Annotated in this window: 14 protein-coding genes and 3 tRNA genes; 10 read left to right on the forward strand and 7 right to left on the reverse strand. The window is 49.5% G+C overall.

Annotation, left to right across the window (positions count from 1 at the left end; translation table 11 throughout):
* Positions 1-128: 128 nt before the first annotated feature.
* Entirely contained in the window at positions 129-947 is an 819-nt protein-coding gene (cysE, locus tag CYJ98_RS01270; RefSeq protein ID WP_049331061.1) for a serine O-acetyltransferase, read from the reverse strand.
* A 150-nt stretch (positions 948-1,097) separates the two neighbouring features.
* Here cysE and grpE point away from each other — a divergent pair, with 150 nt between their 5' ends.
* The 3 genes from grpE (at position 1,098) to CYJ98_RS01285 (ending at position 4,373) form a co-directional block, all read left to right on the forward strand.
* On the forward strand, positions 1,098-1,658 hold the full coding sequence (gene grpE, locus CYJ98_RS01275) for a nucleotide exchange factor GrpE (protein WP_070735055.1): 561 nt from the start codon (positions 1,098-1,100) through the stop codon (positions 1,656-1,658).
* 300 nt (positions 1,659-1,958) lie between these two features.
* On the forward strand, positions 1,959-3,887 hold the full coding sequence (dnaK, locus tag CYJ98_RS01280; RefSeq protein WP_101756131.1) for a molecular chaperone DnaK: 1,929 nt from the start codon (positions 1,959-1,961) through the stop codon (positions 3,885-3,887).
* Between the two features lie 267 nt (positions 3,888-4,154).
* Positions 4,155-4,373 carry a hypothetical protein gene (locus CYJ98_RS01285; RefSeq protein ID WP_101756132.1) on the forward strand — a complete coding sequence of 73 codons (219 nt, stop codon included), beginning with the start codon at positions 4,155-4,157 and terminating at the stop codon, positions 4,371-4,373.
* 73 nt (positions 4,374-4,446) lie between these two features.
* Here CYJ98_RS01285 and CYJ98_RS01290 read toward each other — a convergent pair whose 3' ends face one another.
* Both CYJ98_RS01290 and CYJ98_RS01295 read right to left on the reverse strand, forming a co-directional pair.
* Positions 4,447-5,787, reverse strand: coding sequence for a DUF2868 domain-containing protein (locus tag CYJ98_RS01290; protein WP_101756133.1), 1,341 nt, complete (start codon positions 5,785-5,787; stop codon positions 4,447-4,449).
* Positions 5,788-5,951: 164 nt separating this feature from the next.
* Positions 5,952-6,036, reverse strand: a tRNA-Leu gene (locus CYJ98_RS01295).
* A gap of 161 nt (positions 6,037-6,197) precedes the next feature.
* Between CYJ98_RS01295 and CYJ98_RS01300 the strand changes: the two genes are divergently transcribed.
* From CYJ98_RS01300 to CYJ98_RS01315, 4 genes are all read left to right on the forward strand, one after another.
* A complete protein-coding gene (locus CYJ98_RS01300) occupies positions 6,198-6,863 on the forward strand; it encodes a hypothetical protein (RefSeq protein ID WP_167382875.1) in 666 nt (221 codons plus the stop codon).
* Positions 6,856-7,449 carry a GTP cyclohydrolase II gene (gene ribA / locus CYJ98_RS01305; protein WP_003685106.1) on the forward strand — a complete coding sequence of 198 codons (594 nt, stop codon included), beginning with the start codon at positions 6,856-6,858 and terminating at the stop codon, positions 7,447-7,449. Before CYJ98_RS01300 ends, ribA begins: the two co-directional genes overlap by 8 nt.
* 125 nt (positions 7,450-7,574) lie before the next feature.
* Positions 7,575-7,650: transfer RNA gene (locus CYJ98_RS01310), tRNA-Val, on the forward strand.
* 32 nt (positions 7,651-7,682) lie between these two features.
* Positions 7,683-7,759, forward strand: a tRNA-Asp gene (locus CYJ98_RS01315).
* 192 nt (positions 7,760-7,951) lie between these two features.
* On the opposite strand, the gene parE is transcribed toward CYJ98_RS01315, so the two are convergent.
* Positions 7,952-9,937 carry a DNA topoisomerase IV subunit B gene (gene parE, locus CYJ98_RS01320; protein WP_101756395.1) on the reverse strand — a complete coding sequence of 662 codons (1,986 nt, stop codon included), beginning with the start codon at positions 9,935-9,937 and terminating at the stop codon, positions 7,952-7,954.
* A gap of 68 nt (positions 9,938-10,005) precedes the next feature.
* A complete protein-coding gene (locus tag CYJ98_RS01325) occupies positions 10,006-10,542 on the reverse strand; it encodes an RNA pyrophosphohydrolase (protein ID WP_004520487.1) in 537 nt (178 codons plus the stop codon).
* Positions 10,543-10,870: 328 nt separating this feature from the next.
* Between CYJ98_RS01325 and CYJ98_RS01330 the strand changes: the two genes are divergently transcribed.
* The 3 genes from CYJ98_RS01330 to CYJ98_RS01340 all read left to right on the forward strand — a co-directional run bounded on the left by CYJ98_RS01330 (position 10,871) and on the right by CYJ98_RS01340 (position 13,767).
* Positions 10,871-12,016 (forward strand): polyamine ABC transporter substrate-binding protein, encoded by a 1,146-nt coding sequence (locus CYJ98_RS01330; protein WP_101756394.1) that lies wholly within the window; start codon positions 10,871-10,873, stop codon positions 12,014-12,016.
* A 107-nt stretch (positions 12,017-12,123) separates the two neighbouring features.
* Entirely contained in the window at positions 12,124-12,396 is a 273-nt protein-coding gene (locus CYJ98_RS01335; RefSeq protein ID WP_101756393.1) for an ACT domain-containing protein, read from the forward strand.
* A gap of 15 nt (positions 12,397-12,411) precedes the next feature.
* Positions 12,412-13,767 (forward strand): PFL family protein, encoded by a 1,356-nt coding sequence (locus CYJ98_RS01340; protein WP_101756392.1) that lies wholly within the window; start codon positions 12,412-12,414, stop codon positions 13,765-13,767.
* A gap of 49 nt (positions 13,768-13,816) precedes the next feature.
* On the opposite strand, the gene CYJ98_RS01345 is transcribed toward CYJ98_RS01340, so the two are convergent.
* Positions 13,817-14,305, reverse strand: coding sequence for a GNAT family N-acetyltransferase (locus CYJ98_RS01345; protein ID WP_101756391.1), 489 nt, complete (start codon positions 14,303-14,305; stop codon positions 13,817-13,819).
* Between the two features lie 130 nt (positions 14,306-14,435).
* Positions 14,436-15,965 (reverse strand): helicase HerA-like domain-containing protein, encoded by a 1,530-nt coding sequence (locus CYJ98_RS01350; protein ID WP_101756390.1) that lies wholly within the window; start codon positions 15,963-15,965, stop codon positions 14,436-14,438.
* Between the last annotated feature and the right edge of the window lie 129 nt (positions 15,966-16,094).

The following is a 16,094-nucleotide window of genomic DNA, read 5'->3' on the forward strand; positions in this document are numbered from 1 at the left end:
TCCCAGCAAAGAATTATTTTTCTCTATAAAATCAGATTACCACTTCATCATTTCCATGAATTTTTAAACCATTAAAAGGCCGTCTGAAAGATTTGTTTTTTCAGACGGCCTTTTAAATGGCAGACGGTTTAAATCACAAAATCCGTAGATGATAATTGAATGCTTTGATCCATATCGGCAGACGGAGTTTTGGAAGAGCGGCCGACCGGTTTGGCCGGTACGCCGACAACGGTAATCGAAGACGGTACGTCGGCAACCACCACGCTGCCTGCACCGATTTTGGCATTTTTGCCGATGCGGATGTTGCCCAAAATCGAAGCGTTCGCACCAATCATCACGCCGTCGCCGATTTTCGGATGGCGGTCGCCGCTTTCTTTGCCCGAACCGCCCAGTGTTACACCGTGGAGGATGGAAATGTTGTTGCCCAAGACGGCGGTTTCGCCAGCCACAAAACCGGTGGCATGGTCGAGCATCAAACCGTGACCGAAACGGGCGGCAGGGTGAATGTCAACACCGAAGACTTCCGACATGCGGTTTTGCAGGAAATACGCCAGCGTTTTGCGGCCGTTTTGATAGAGCCAGTGGTTGATGCGGTGTGCCTGTACGGCGTGGAAACCTTTGAAATACAACAGCGGCAGCGAATATTCATCACAAGCCGGGTCGCGCTCGTAAATGGCTTTTAAGTCGGCCTCGACACATTTGCTGATGCGGGTGTCCACGCTCAAAGCCTGCTGATAAATTTCAAACAGCGCGCGCACGTCCATAATCGGGCTGCCGAGTTTGCTGGAAAGATGGTAGGCAAGTACCGAATCGAGCGAATCGTGGCGTAACACGGTTTGGTGCAGGAAGCTTGCCAGCATCGGTTCGGCCGCGGCGGCCGCTTCGGTTTCTTCGCGGATGGTGTGCCACAGATTAAAATCGGTTGAATTCAAATGGTCTTTTTTCATGTTTGAGGCCGTCTGAAGAATAAAATCAGATGGCTATCTTACCGTTTTCCAACGTCTTTTAACAAGGCATTTGATAATCGGTATTCAAATGCTTGAAGTTTTTTCAGACGGCCTTATATATGAAGCATCGAATATCAACACGCTAAAAGGATGTCAGAAATGACGGAGCATAACGAACAACATCAACACGAAGCAGAAGAAGCGGCAGCCGTAGAAACTGCCGAAACCGTTGAAACCGAACAAGCAGAACCGACTTACGAAGAGCTTCAGGCGCGTGTCGCCGAGTTGGAAGGTCAGCTCAAAGACAGCGAGCTGCGCGGTTTGGCAAATGAGCAAAACCTGCGTCGCCGCCATCAGCAGGAAATCGCCGACACCCATAAATTCGCCGGACAAAAATTTGCAGCAGAAATGTTGCCGGTTAAAGATTATCTCGAAATGGCGCTGCTGGACCAAAGCGGCAATTTCGATGCACTGAAAATGGGCGTGCAAATGACTTTGAACGAGCTGCAAAAAGCATTTGATGCCACACACATTAAAGAAATCAACCCACAGCCGGGTGACAAACTCGATCCGCACCAACATCAAGCGATGCAGGCAGTCGTCAGCGAGCAAGAGCCGAATACCATCGTCAGTGTGATGAAAAAAGGCTACACATTATCCGACCGCGTGCTGCGTCCTGCGATGGTTGTTGTGGCGAAAAAAGAAGATTGAAGGCACCGCTTGATAAAGTTTATCAGGCATAAAATTTTCAGACGGCCTTATCCGGTTTCAAAGCCCGATATTTCGCTATTGGAAAATCATTCCGATAAACCGGAATCGGAAAATTAAAACCGGCCGTCTGAAAAAAGAATAAGCGGCTTGTGGATAAATAAATCAAGTACTTGAATTTAATTTGAAAAAAAATTCAAATTAAGCCTTGAAAAAAAATGAAGCAACCTTATTTACAAGCCATCGGAACGAAATGTTCCACAGGATTATTAATTTAGAAAAGTTTATTAGGAGCAACATAATATGGCAAAAGTAATCGGTATTGACTTAGGTACAACCAACTCTTGTTTGGCCATTTCTGAAAATGGTCAAACCAAAGTGATCGAAAATGCAGAAGGTGCACGCACCACTCCTTCCGTTATCGCTTATTTGGACGGCGGCGAAATCCTCGTCGGCGCGCCTGCAAAACGCCAAGCGGTAACAAACGCTAAAAACACTATTTATGCGGCCAAACGTTTGATCGGCCACAAATTTGAAGACAAAGAAGTACAACGCGACATCGAATCCATGCCTTTTGAAATCATCAAAGCCAACAACGGCGATGCATGGGTGAAAGCGCAAGGCAAAGAGCTGTCTCCTCCTCAAATTTCCGCAGAAGTTTTGCGTAAAATGAAAGAAGCAGCCGAAGCTTACTTGGGCGAAAAAGTCACCGAAGCCGTGATTACCGTTCCGGCCTACTTCAATGACAGCCAACGTCAAGCGACCAAAGACGCAGGTCGCATCGCAGGTTTGGAAGTAAAACGTATCATCAACGAACCAACTGCTGCCGCTTTGGCATTCGGTATGGACAAAGGCGACAGCAAAGACCGTAAAATTGCCGTGTATGACTTGGGTGGCGGTACTTTCGATATTTCCATCATCGAAATTGCCAACATCGACGGCGACAAACAATTCGAAGTATTGGCAACCAACGGCGACACCTTCTTGGGCGGTGAAGACTTCGACCAACGCTTGATCGACTACATCATTGACGAGTTCAAAAAAGAACAAGGCATTGATTTGAAACAAGACGTCATGGCTCTGCAACGCCTGAAAGAAGCTGCTGAAAAAGCCAAAATCGAATTGTCCAGCGGTCAGCAAACTGAAATCAACCTGCCATACATCACTATGGACGCAACCGGTCCTAAACACTTGGCCATGAAAATTACCCGTGCCAAATTCGAAAGCCTGGTTGAAGATTTGATCCAACGTTCTATCGAGCCTTGCAAAATCGCATTGAAAGATGCCGGCTTGAGCACCAGCGACATCGACGACGTAATTTTGGTCGGTGGTCAAAGCCGTATGCCGAAAGTACAAGAAGCCGTTAAAGCCTTCTTCGGTAAAGAGCCTCGTAAAGACGTGAACCCTGACGAAGCTGTTGCCGTAGGTGCGGCGATTCAAGGCGAAGTATTGAGCGGCGGCCGTAGCGACGTATTGCTGCTGGACGTAACTCCTCTGTCTTTGGGTATCGAAACCATGGGCGGCGTGATGACCAAGCTGATTCAAAAGAACACTACTATTCCGACTAAAGCGTCTCAAGTGTTCTCTACTGCCGAAGACAACCAAAGCGCAGTAACCATCCATGTACTGCAAGGCGAACGCGAACGTGCTTCTGCCAACAAATCTTTGGGTCAGTTCAACTTGACCGACATCGCACCTGCACCACGCGGTATGCCACAAATTGAAGTTACTTTCGACATCGACGCCAACGGTATCTTGCACGTTTCTGCCAAAGACAAAGGCACCGGCAAAGCAGCCAATATCACCATCCAAGGTTCTTCAGGTTTGAGCGAAGAGGAAATCGAACGCATGGTAAAAGATGCCGAGGCCAACGCTGAAGAAGATAAAAAACTGACTGAATTGGTCGCTTCCCGCAACCAAGCCGAAGCCCTGATTCACTCTGTGAAAAAATCTCTGGCTGACTACGGCGATAAACTCGACGCTGCTGAGAAAGAAAAAATCGAAGCTGCGTTGAAAGAAGCTGAAGAAGCAGTTAAAGGCGACGACAAAGCCGCTATCGATGCCAAAGCCGAAGCTTTGGGTGTAGCCAGCCAAAAACTGGGCGAAATGGTTTACGCTCAAGCGCAAGCCGAAGCACAAGCAGGCGAGGGCGCACAAACCGAGTCTTCCGCTAAGAAAGACGACGACGTTGTAGATGCCGACTTTGAAGAAGTAAAAGACGACAAAAAATAATTGATGCCGTCTGAAAAAAGCGCGAATCGAAAGGTTCGCGCTTTTTGTCGTTTGGGAAATGTGTAAAGACGCTTTGTCGAAATTGACGGCAAACTTTCAGAACCATGCTACATCATCGTGTCGCCATACTTCTATTGCCGAATTTTGAACAGATTTCGCCGAATGCTGACAGCAGCTGACAGTCAAAGCCATTAATATTTGTCCATCGCTTGAGTGCGAATAAATTCTTATTTTTACCTCAAATCAACCACTTGAAAGAAGATAAATATGAAAAAACTGATTCAAATGACCTCTTTGATGGTTGCAGCTGCCGGTTTGGTATTGGCTCCAGTCGCTTCTGCACACGGCAAACATGAAATGCATCCGAAACAAGAGCGTATGTACAAAAAAGCCAAACCGCAAAAAATGAAAAAACCTGCACCTAAAGCCAAACACCACGCAGCCAAGCCCAAACAGCATCAAGAGCATCGCCACGAACATCATTAAGATGAACCCTCAACAATAAATAAGGCCGTCTGAAACCCAAACATCAGTTTTCAGACGGCCTTCGGTTTATCTGTCAAATAGCGCTTTGCCGTTTTTCTTGTGCCAAACGGGTCGGCTCCAGCCAGGCAATGTTTCTTTCTGCCAGCGCATCGCGCCAATAATCCAGTTTGGTATCCAAATCTTCAGAGAAACTGTCTTGATTCAAAAGTTGAATGATAACGCCACCGTCCGTAGCTTCGGCCAAGCGGCTGATTTGACGCAAAATGCCGCGGTCGGGAACAGTTTGCGTGCGTACGCCGATGAGAAGTTGCGCCGGAGTTTGTTTCAATTCGGCTTCTAATTGTTCCAAATCTTTTCTGCCGGCGGCCACGCCTTTGTTTATCCACTCTTGCGCCAGAACGCCGGAAAACCAAAGCGGCTCAGGCCATTCCGTTTCCAGTGTAACAGCCCATTTGGGCGCATTATTCAGCGTAATTTTAGATGAAACGGGAACGATGTTTTCCTGAAAATCATCGGCATCAACAATCTTCGTTTGCCATGTGCGGAGGATGTTTTGATAGTAGGGCTGATTCAAATCCAAACGTTCGCGAAGGGTTTTTAAAGTAATCTTGCAAGCCAGCCAAGCAATCAAACGCGGCAGAATGCCATAGCAGACAATGCTGCCGATGAGTAAGCCTGCCCAAGCGCGTGCATCTTCGATATGATTGTTCAGGCGGCCTGCAATCACAGCCTGACTGTCAGGAACAGGAAAGCCCAAACGTTCCGGCAGCCATGACAAAGCCTCAACCGTTTTCACCAATGCCGTATTGCTTAAAAGCGTACTTTCCCAGTTGAACGTATATTGACGCACCAAAAGCAGCAGCAAAACAGAAACCAATATTCCCGACAGCGTACAAAGCCACAGGCCGTGTGAAGTTGCACCAATCAGCCAACGCGTTTGCGGTTTGCGCCATTCATCCACATAAAGCCGCAAAATTGCCTGATTGACCGGGTCTTTACCTCGGAGCCAAGTTGCCGGACTGCTGATAAAGTGCACATTTTTCAAACGCAGGAATAAAGTCGCCAGCCACACCAGCAGCATGACTGTATTCATGCCCAAAATCCCGGCCAATACCAGAAAAAAGTTCAGCCCCTGATTGTCCATCAAAAGATAAGTGCTGGAAAAACCAACCGTAAACAACAACGTCGCCGCAACAATCCAAAGCCAAAACGAGCCTGTCTCCACCTGTTGCAACACATATTTCAAATGCTTGTCGCGGTCAATAATTTGAGCGCGGCGTATCAGTTTTTCCTCATTGCCGCCATCAATATGTCGCAACGCTTCCGTCGCCTGCACAGGATCTCCCGGAAAAATATAGGCACGTTCTTCAAGGATACGGACCAATTCGACAAGTTTTTGCGATTGATTCAACATAAATGATAGGCCGTCTGAAAGATAAAATGGAAACGTCTGTTATACCCCCAAATAAACCCCTTTTTTTGCAAAGGTCAAAAAATTAAAAGCAGTTTTGATTTTGAATAGGGTATATAGTGGAATAGATGTAAAAAAAGCAGCCCGAAAGCTGCTCATTTTGAGTGTGGTGCGGACGGAGAGACTCGAACTCTCACACCTCGCGGCGCCAGAACCTAAATCTGGTGCGTCTACCAATTTCGCCACGTCCGCACTAATTTGAATCGTGGATTATACACAAGATTAATGGGGGCGCAAAGTCTTGTTTGCTTGAATTTTTCGGTTTATCCCTTATATAATGATTCATTCCGGCCGTCTGAAAGCAGGGTTTGTTTTCAGACGGCCTCAACTTTACTATTGGTGAGGAAGGGCAGATGCCTGCTTTATTGATTAAAGATTTTTTGCAGACGCAAGGTTTGAAGTTGCCTGCGGATGAGATACATGTTGCTTATTTGACTGCCCAGGCTGTGATTAAAATGGGCAATGCTTCGGTTGAGCGTTCGATTTTGTGGCCGTCTGAAGACGGTTGGCAGTTGGCGGATTATGTTGATGCCGAACATGAATTGTTGCTGAAACAGATTTTTATGGCTTTGGATTCGGTTGCCGAGCGCACCGAGCATTTGAAAAGCGCAGCGGTTTATACAGCATTTCCGAAAGATGGCGCGTTGTCGCTGGTCCGTCTGAGCCGTTGGGGCGTGCCGTTGGAAAATGTGATTTCAATCGACGAACAGGCCGGACAGGCTTTTTTGGCTGTGCGTACGGCGCAAAGCGGTTGGATGAATGTTTGCCAGAATGTAGCGTATTGGCAGGAAATCGGTGAATTGTCGGACGAACGCAATCATCCCGGCTTGAGTCAGATTTCTGTTCCTGTCTGTATGCCCAGCGGTGCGGTTTTAGGCGTGGTACATGCTGAATTTGATGTCAAAGACGGTGCGCCTGACGAAGTATTGGTGGCTTGGATTGCCCTTGCATTAGCCTTGGCGGAACCTTTGAAAAACCTCTTGGGCGTGGCTGAAAACGAGGAAGCAGAAAATGAGTAACGCGTTGAAGTTTGTCGCGTCATGCCGTTTGCCTACGGAATGGGGCGAATTTACCATGCACGGCTTCGAAGAAGAGGGCGGGCAGGAACATGTCGCATTGACGATGGGCGATGTTTCAGACGGCCTGCCTGTGTTGTCACGTATCCATTCCGAGTGCTTGACCGGTGATGCTTTATTTTCAGTGAAATGTGATTGTGGCCCTCAGCTTCAGGCGGCGATGCAAGCCGTTCAGAAAGAAGGGCGTGGCGTTATCGTATATTTGCGCCAAGAGGGTAGGGGCATTGGTTTGATAAACAAAATCCGTGCTTATCGTCTACAAGATCAGGGCTTGGATACGGTTGAGGCCAATGTTGCACTCGGCCTTCCTGTTGATGCGCGCGACTTCACTTTGGCTAAGCAGATTTATGATTATCTGCATATTCGTGAGGTCAGATTGTTGACCAATAATCCTGAAAAAATCCAAACGTTGAAAGATTCCGGCATTAATGTGGTCGAACGAATTGCATTACATGTCGGCGAAAATGTGGAAAATGAGCGTTATCTGCATACTAAAGCGGATAAATTAGGACATTTGATTTTCGATTGATAGAACGGTATAACAGTAATTTTTGCGGGCAAATAAAATATTCTATATTCTTTCAATGGGATATATTTTTATTTAAATAAAAACCTTGCGCATAATCTGATTTTTTGATTTAATGTCGGCTTATCGGGTGATTAGCTCAGTTGGTAGAGCGTCTGCCTTACAAGCAGAATGTCGGCGGTTCGACTCCGTCATCACCCACCACTTTCCTTTTCATTGTCTTTGACAGTGGATGCGCGGTGGTAGCTCAGTTGGTTAGAGTACCGGCCTGTCACGCCGGGGGTCGCGGGTTCGAGCCCCGTCCGCCGCGCCATTATTTAAAAAGCACTGATTATATCAGTGCTTTTTTGTTTGTCTTATAAAGGCATAATTAAGCCGCGAAAATAGAAACAGGTAAGTAACAGGATATTGAAATACTGTTTAATCTTAATTTCTGATGATTTTAAAAAAGGCCGTCTGAAACTTTAAAAGTTTCAGACGGCCTTTAGTCTATTGAAACAATAGATTAGATATCCAATTCTGCCGTATCGCCCTCTTTTTCCATCCATGCGCGGCGGGCGGCGGCTTCGCCTTTGCCCATCAGTTTGACGAAGATATCGCGTGTTTCGTCATCTGCGCCTTCTGGGATTTGTACCTGCAACAGACGGCGGGTGTCAGGGTGCATGGTGGTGTCTTTGAGCTGGTCGGGGTTCATCTCGCCCAAGCCTTTGAAACGGCTGATGGAATAAGCAGTTTCTTTAACGCCTTCTTTTTGCAGTCGCTCTAAAATGCTGTCGAGTTCGTTTTGGTCGAGGGCGTAGAATTTGCGGGCGGGTTTGCTCTTGCCTTGTGCGTTGACATCGACGCGGAACAGCGGCGGCTGGGCGACGTAAATGTGTCCGTCGGCAATCAGTTTCGGGAAGTGGCGGTAGAACAGGGTCAGCAGCAAAACTTGAATATGCGAGCCGTCCACGTCGGCATCGGACAGGATGGCGATTTTGCCGTAGCGCAGGCCGCTTAAGTCAGGATTGTCATTGATTCCATGCGGATCAACGCCGATGGCGACGGAAATATCATGGATTTCGGCGTTACCGAAGAGTTGGTCGGGGTGGACTTCAAAGCTGTTGAGCACTTTGCCGCGCAGGGGCAGGATGGCCTGTGTGGCTTTGTCGCGGGCAAGTTTGGCAGAGCCGCCGGCAGAATCGCCTTCGACGAGGAAGAGTTCGTTTTCGCGGATGTCTTCGCTTTCGCAGTCGGTCAGCTTACCGGGCAGGACGGCGACGCCGCTACCTTTTTTCTTTTCAATCTTTTTAACCGAACGCATCCGTGCTTGTGCCTGACGGATAGCGAGTTCGGCGATTTTTTTGCCGTAGTCCACGTTTTGGTTCAGCCACAATTCCAAAGGATCGCCCGATACGGTGGCAACGAGTTTCAGTGCGTCGCGGTTGGTCAGTTTGTCTTTGGTCTGACCTTGGAACTGCGGGTCGAGGACACGGGCGGAGAGGACGAAGGCGGTTTTGCTGAACACGTCGTCGCTTTGCACTTTCACGCCGCGCGGCAAGAGGTTATGCAGATTGATGAAGGTGTTGACGGCGTTGAACACGGCTTGTTTCAAGCCTGCTTCGTGCGTACCGCCCAATGGGGTGGGAATCAGATTGACGTAGCTTTCGTTGGCGCATGAGCCTTCCTCCAGCCAAGTCAGGGCAAACGCGGCTCCCTCGCCAATGCTGAAATCGCCGTTGTGGCCGTCTGAAATGTAGTTTTCACAAGAGAAGATAGGTACGGCTTCCTGAGCGTCGGCAATCAGATCGGTCAAATAGCTTTTCAGGCCGTCTGGATAGTGCCAGGTTTGGGTGTATGCTTCGTCTTCACCTTTGACCGGACGGGTCAGGGAAACGCGTACGCCGGGTAGTAATACAGCTTTGGCGCGCAATAATCGCTCGAGTTCGGGAATGCTGTAATTCGGGCTTTCAAAATATTTGCCGTCCGGCCACACGCGCACTTCGGTACCGCTGTCTTTGACGGCGCATTTGCCCACTTCGGTCAATGGCTCAATGACGTCGCCACCGGAAAAGACGATACGGTGGACTTTGCCTTCGCGTTTGACCGTTACTTCAAGGCGGGTGGAAAGGGCGTTAGTAACAGATACGCCGACGCCGTGCAGACCGCCTGAAAAGGCATAGGCGCTGCCGCCGTCTTTTTTGTTGAACTTGCCGCCTGCGTGCAGACGGGTGAACACGAGTTCGACTACGGGTACGCCTTCTTCAGGGTGCAGGCCGACGGGAATGCCGCGGCCGTTATCACGCACGGAAAGCGAACCGTCTTCATGAATTTGCACGTCGATTGCAGTCGCGAAACCACCCAACGCCTCGTCCGCCGCATTATCAATCACTTCCTGACAGATATGGGTCGGGCTGTCGGTGCGGGTGTACATACCGGGACGTTCTTTGACCGGCTCCAAGCCTTTGAGGACGGTAATGCTGGATTCACTGTATTGATTGTTTTTAGCCATAGGAATAATGTAAAGGCCGTCTGAAAGGATGAAAAACAACGCTTTCAGACGGCCTGAAAGCGTTTGGGTTATAGGTTTTCTATTGGATTGCGACGGATAAAGTCTTCATAGCTTTCTATGCCGCGCAAGAAACGGGAGAGTTCGGTCAATGCGTCCAAATACACGCCGCGCTTGAAGTCGATGACTTCGTCAACCGGCGCCCAGTATTGGTGCCAGCGCCAGCCGTCAAATTCAGGATGATGGCAGGCACGGAGGTTGACGTCGCTGTCGCGGCCGACCAAACGCAAAAGATACCAAATCTGTTTTTGTCCGCGATACGAACCGCGCCATTCGCGGCGCACCCAATGACTGGGAACGTCATAACGCAACCAGTCGCGCGTACGGCCAACGATTTTGATGTGTTGCGGCAACAGGCCGACTTCTTCGTACAATTCCCGGTACATGGCGGTCTCAGGACTTTCGCCCGGCTTGATGCCGCCTTGTGGAAACTGCCATGAATGTTCGCGTACGCGTTTGCCCCAAAAGACTTCGTTACGTTCGTTAATCAGGATAATACCGACATTGGGGCGATAGCCTTCTCTGTCTAACACGGTGTCGCCCTTCATTAAATTCAATCGTGCAATTTTCCCACAAATTGGGCGGTTTTGACAAATCTTGAGGCCGTCTGAATAAGCCCACAGTTTTTTCCAGACGGCATGAAACCGTTTCTGAAAAAATGTTGTTTATGAATAAAACCATAGCTTCAGGCCGTCTGAAAAATAAAAATTTTTTCTGCTTTAAGGTCTTGCATTCAAAAGCTTTTTGCCGTTTAATGCAAACCTTGCTGAATTAAGGGCAAAGGACACATGCCGGCCGCCCCCACAGTTTCCCTTTTGTAAGTGGCATCTGCCACCGCTGCAATATTTTTACCCCCCGAACAAAAGGTCTGAAACCATGAAAAAATCTTTGATGGCGGCGGCAATCTTGAGCCTCGTCTTGACTGCGTGTAGCGGTGGAAAAGAAACCGCCGCAGAATCTTCCGCATCTCAAACTCAAACTTCTTCCTCTCAAACGGATAAACTCAATATCTACAACTGGTCGGATTATGTCGATCCTGCCACGCTGTCTGCGTTTGAAAAAAATACGAATATCAACGTCCGCTACGATTACTACGACAGCAACGAAGCGCTGGAAGCCAAGCTGCTGACCGGCAAGTCGGGTTATGACCTGGTTGCGCCGTCTATTGCCAATGTCGGCCGCCAGATTAAAGCCGGCGCGTATCAAAAAATCGACAAATCGCAAATTCCCGATTACGCCAATATCGATCCCGATTTGTTGAAAATGATGGAAACCGTCGATCCGGGCAACGAATATGCCGTCCCTTATTTCTGGGGCATCAATACGCTGGCGATCAACAAACAGCAGGTTCAAAAGGCTTTGGGTACGGATAAGCTGCCTGAAAACGAATGGGATTTGGTGTTTAACCCTGAATACACCCAAAAATTGAAATCCTGCGGCATCAGCTATTTCGACAGCGCCATCGAGCAGATTCCTTTGGCTTTGCATTATTTGGGCAAAGATCCGAACAGCGAAAACCCTGACGACATCAAAGCCGCCGTCGATATGATGAAAAAAGTGCGTCCCGACATCAAACGCTTTACCTCGTCGGGCTATATCGACGATATGGCTGCTGGTAATCTTTGCGTATCGGTAGGCTACGGCGGCGACCTCAATATTGCCAAAACCCGTGCCAAAGAAGCCGGAAACGGCGTCGAAGTCGAAGTATTGGCGCCGAAAAGCGGCGTCGGTATTTGGGTGGATTCGCTGATGATTCCGCGTGATGCGCAAAATGTGGCCAATGCACACAAATACATCAATCACACGCTCAATCCGGAAACAGCGGCTAAAAACGGCAACTATGTGACTTATGCTCCGGCCAGTCGTCCGGCGCGTGATTTGATGGATGAAAAATACACATCTGACGAATCGATTTTCCCAAGTAAAGAATTGATGGAAAAAAGCTTCATTGTCTCTCCTAAGTCAACCGATGCGAGCAAACTCAGCGTTCGCCTGTGGCAGGCTTTGAAAGCAGGGCGATGATCAAAATTGAAATTTGAATACTCAGGCCGTCTGAAACAGTTTTTCAGACGGCCTGAGTGTTATAATTGTCAACACTTTTCAAATATCCTATCAGGAGAAACAGCGTTATGAACAATTCAGTCATCACCGTCATCGGTAAAGACCGTGTGGGCATTGTGTACGACGTTTCCAAAATTTTAGCGGAAAACCAAATCAATATTCTCAACATCAGCCAACAGCTGATGGACGATTTTTTTACCATGATTATTTTGGTGGACACTTCAAAATCCACCAAATCGCGTCAAGAGGTTTTGGATTTGTTTGCGGAAGAGAGCAAAAAACTCGCGCTTGATATCCGTATGCAAAACGAAGAAATTTTCCAAGCCATGCACCGTATTTAAGTCGGAGGGAGAGTCATGAGTATTCAATCCGGCGAGATTTTAGAAACCGTCAAAATGGTGGCCGACCAGAATTTTGACGTGCGCACCATTACCATTGGCATTGATTTGCACGACTGCATCAGCAGCGACATCGATGTATTGAACCAAAACATTTACAACAAAATCACTACGGTCGGCAAAGACTTGGTGGCAACGGCAAAATATCTGTCTGCCAAATACGGCGTGCCGATTGTGAATCAGCGTATTTCCGTCACGCCGATTGCTCAAATCGCGGCGGCAACCAAAGCCGATTCTTATGTTAGTGTGGCGCAAACTTTGGACAAGGCAGCCAAAGCCATCGGCGTGTCTTTTATCGGCGGCTTTTCCGCGCTGGTGCAAAAAGGCATGTCGCCTTCGGACGAAGTGCTGATCCGTTCTATTCCCGAAGCGATGAAGACTACCGACATCGTGTGCAGCTCCATCAATATCGGCAGCACGCGCGCCGGTATCAATATGGATGCGGTCAAGCTGGCAGGCGAAACCATCAAACGCACGGCTGAAATTACGCCCGAAGGTTTCGGCTGCGCGAAAATCGTCGTGTTCTGCAACGCAGTGGAAGACAATCCGTTTATGGCGGGCGCGTTTCATGGTTCGGGCGAAGCGGATGCCGTCATCAATGTCGGCGTATCCGGCCCGGGTGTTGTAAAAGCCGCGTTGGAAAATTCAGATGCAACGACATTGACTGAAGTTGCGGAAGTTGTGAAGAAAACCGCTTTCAAAATTACCCGTGTGGGCGAACTTATCGGCCGCGAAGCCTCAAAAATGCTCAATATCCCATTCGGTATTCTTGATTTATCGTTGGCCCCAACCCCTGCCGTCGGCGACTCGGTGGCACGCATTCTTGAAGAAATGGGTTTGAGCGTCTGCGGTACGCACGGCACGACGGCTGCCTTGGCCTTGCTGAACGATGCCGTGAAAAAAGGCGGCATGATGGCTTCCAGCGCGGTCGGCGGTTTGAGCGGCGCGTTTATCCCCGTTTCCGAAGACGAAGGCATGATTGCCGCTGCCGAAGCTGGTGTGTTGACACTGGATAAACTCGAAGCTATGACCGCTGTCTGCTCCGTTGGTTTGGATATGATTGCCGTACCCGGCGACACGCCTGCTCATACCATTTCCGGTATCATCGCCGACGAAGCCGCCATCGGCATGATCAACAGCAAAACCACTGCCGTGCGCATTATTCCGGTAACCGGCAAAACCGTCGGCGACAGCGTCGAGTTCGGCGGCCTGTTGGGCTACGCGCCTGTAATGCCGGTTAAAGAAGGTTCGTGCGAAGTATTCGTCAACCGAGGCGGCAGAATTCCTGCGCCGGTTCAATCGATGAAAAACTGATTGGATTGATAAATAAAAGGCCGTCTGAAATTGATTTTCAGACGGCCTTTTACCGAATCGTTTTGCTGTAAATATATTGCAGCCCCTTTGTGCCCATAAAGGTTCGCTCCGTATCGGCAAATCCGCAGCTTTGGTACAGGCCGATGGCGGCGCGGTTGGCGTGGTGTACGCCGAACACGATTTCGTCGCAGTCGGGCAATATGCTGCGGATGAGCGGCGCCAATTTATCGTCAGCCAGCGCCGCGCGGGCGCAGCCTTGACCCTGATATGCGGGGTTGACCGACATCGAGCGCAGCAATACGGCGCGGGGGTTGGCGCTGTAAGTAAGGCGGTCGCTGCCTTTATCAAGGATGAAAAATCCGATGGGGCGGTTTTGGCACAAAATGGTTACGGCCAAACAGTCGGGCGCGGCGAACCGGCCGTTTTGCAGCCGCTCTTGGGGCGAAACCGAGTATTGTGCTTGCTCTCCGTGCAGACGGTAGTCCAAATCGGCGGCGTGTGCGGGGTCGTACAGCACAAGGGTAACGGTTTGGGGCATGGCGTGTTTTCCTGTTTGGCGGGCACTTGGCTTGTTTTCAGGCTGCTTTGAGGCCGTCTGAAAGCAAGGTGTCGGATACAAGTATCCGACTTGCGGCTATTGCAATAAAGGCAGTATGTTTGCAGGCTGATTATTTGAACATATTTTTAATAATGCCCATTACGCTGCGTGAAATGGCGTTGGTTACTTGGCGGTTGATTTGGCTGCCGATGGCGTCGACAACGTTGTAGCCCAAACCTTGGCCGGATTTTTTACGTCCGCCGCTCAAACCGCCGATCAGTCCGCCGAGGATGCCGGGATCGGCATTGGCAGCTTCTTTTTCTGCGGCTTTTTGTGCTTTTTCCTGCTCTTTAGCGGCATTTGCGGCTTCTTTTTCAGCGGCAGCCTGGCTGTCTGCTTCGGCCAATGCTTCAAAAGCGGAGTAGTTGTCCACCATGTCTTTGTAGGTTGGATACAAATCGTCGTTTTGGAACAAGCGGTTGCGTTCCTCTGCGGCAAGCGGGGTTAAGGAAGATTGCGGCGGCAGGATGAGAGCGCGTTCTACCGGCTCGGGCATACCTTTTTCATCAAGGAAGGAAACGAGGGCTTCGCCGACGCCGAGTTCGGCAATCGCTTCGGCAACTTTGATGTTTGGGTTGCTGCGGAAGGTTTCGGCAGCAGCTTTGACTGCTTTTTGGTCGCGCGGTGTGAAGGCGCGCAGGGCGTGTTGTACGCGGTTACCCAGTTGGCCGAGAATGGTGTCGGGTAAGTCGAGCGGGTTTTGGGTGACGAAATAGACGCCCACGCCTTTGGAGCGGATCAGGCGCACGACTTGTTCGATTTGTTCGACCAGTGCATTGGCGGCATTGTCGAACATTAAATGCGCTTCATCGAAGAACATCACGAATTTTGGTTTGTCCAAATCGCCGACTTCAGGCAGGGTTTCAAACAATTCTGCCAGCATCCACAGTAAAAACGCGCTGTACATACGCGGCGAGCGCATCAGTTTTTCGGAATTGAGGATGTTGATGATGCCTTTGCCGTTGTCGGTTTGCATCCAGTCTTGCAGGTTGAGGGAAGGTTCGCCGAAGAATTTTTCTGCGCCTTCGTTTTCCAAAGTCAGCAGTTGGCGTTGAATCGCGCCAATACTGGCGGCGGAAACGTTGCCGTATTGCGTGCGGTATTCCGAAGCGTGGTCGGAAACGTGTTTCAGCATGCTGCGCAGGTCTTTCAAGTCCAGAATGTGCCAGCCTCTGTCGTCGGCGACTTTGAACACGAGGTTGAGCAGGCCTTCCTGCGTGTCGTTCAGATTCATCAGGCGAGCCAAAAGCATAGGGCCCATTTCGGAAACAGTCACGCGCACCGGAATACCGGTTTCGCCGTAAACATCCCAAAAGCGCACGGGGAAACTTTGCAGCCATTGCTCGCCCAAATCAAACTCGGCGATGCGTTCGCCCACTTTGCCGCTGTTGGCACCGGCTTGCGCGATGCCCGACAAATCGCCTTTGACATCGACCAAGAATACAGGGACGCCTTCGCTGCTGAAGGCTTCCGCCATGCGGCGCAGGGTAACGGTTTTACCCGTACCGGTCGCGCCGGCGATCAAGCCGTGGCGGTTGGCCATTTTGCCTTGGATTTCGAGCGTTTTCCCGTCGGCACGCGCAATTTGAAATGTAGTCATGATTATTCCTTAGAATCCGTGATGTGAAACAATGTGTTGTCTTAAAAAACAAGCATTTTAACGTTTGCGGCGGGGGGATTCAACCAAGTAAAGTTTCAGACGGCCTTAAGTTTTGCAAAGGTTTTTGTG

This window comes from Neisseria perflava (genome assembly GCF_002863305.2).
In the GTDB taxonomy this organism is placed as follows: domain Bacteria; phylum Pseudomonadota; class Gammaproteobacteria; order Burkholderiales; family Neisseriaceae; genus Neisseria; species Neisseria perflava_A.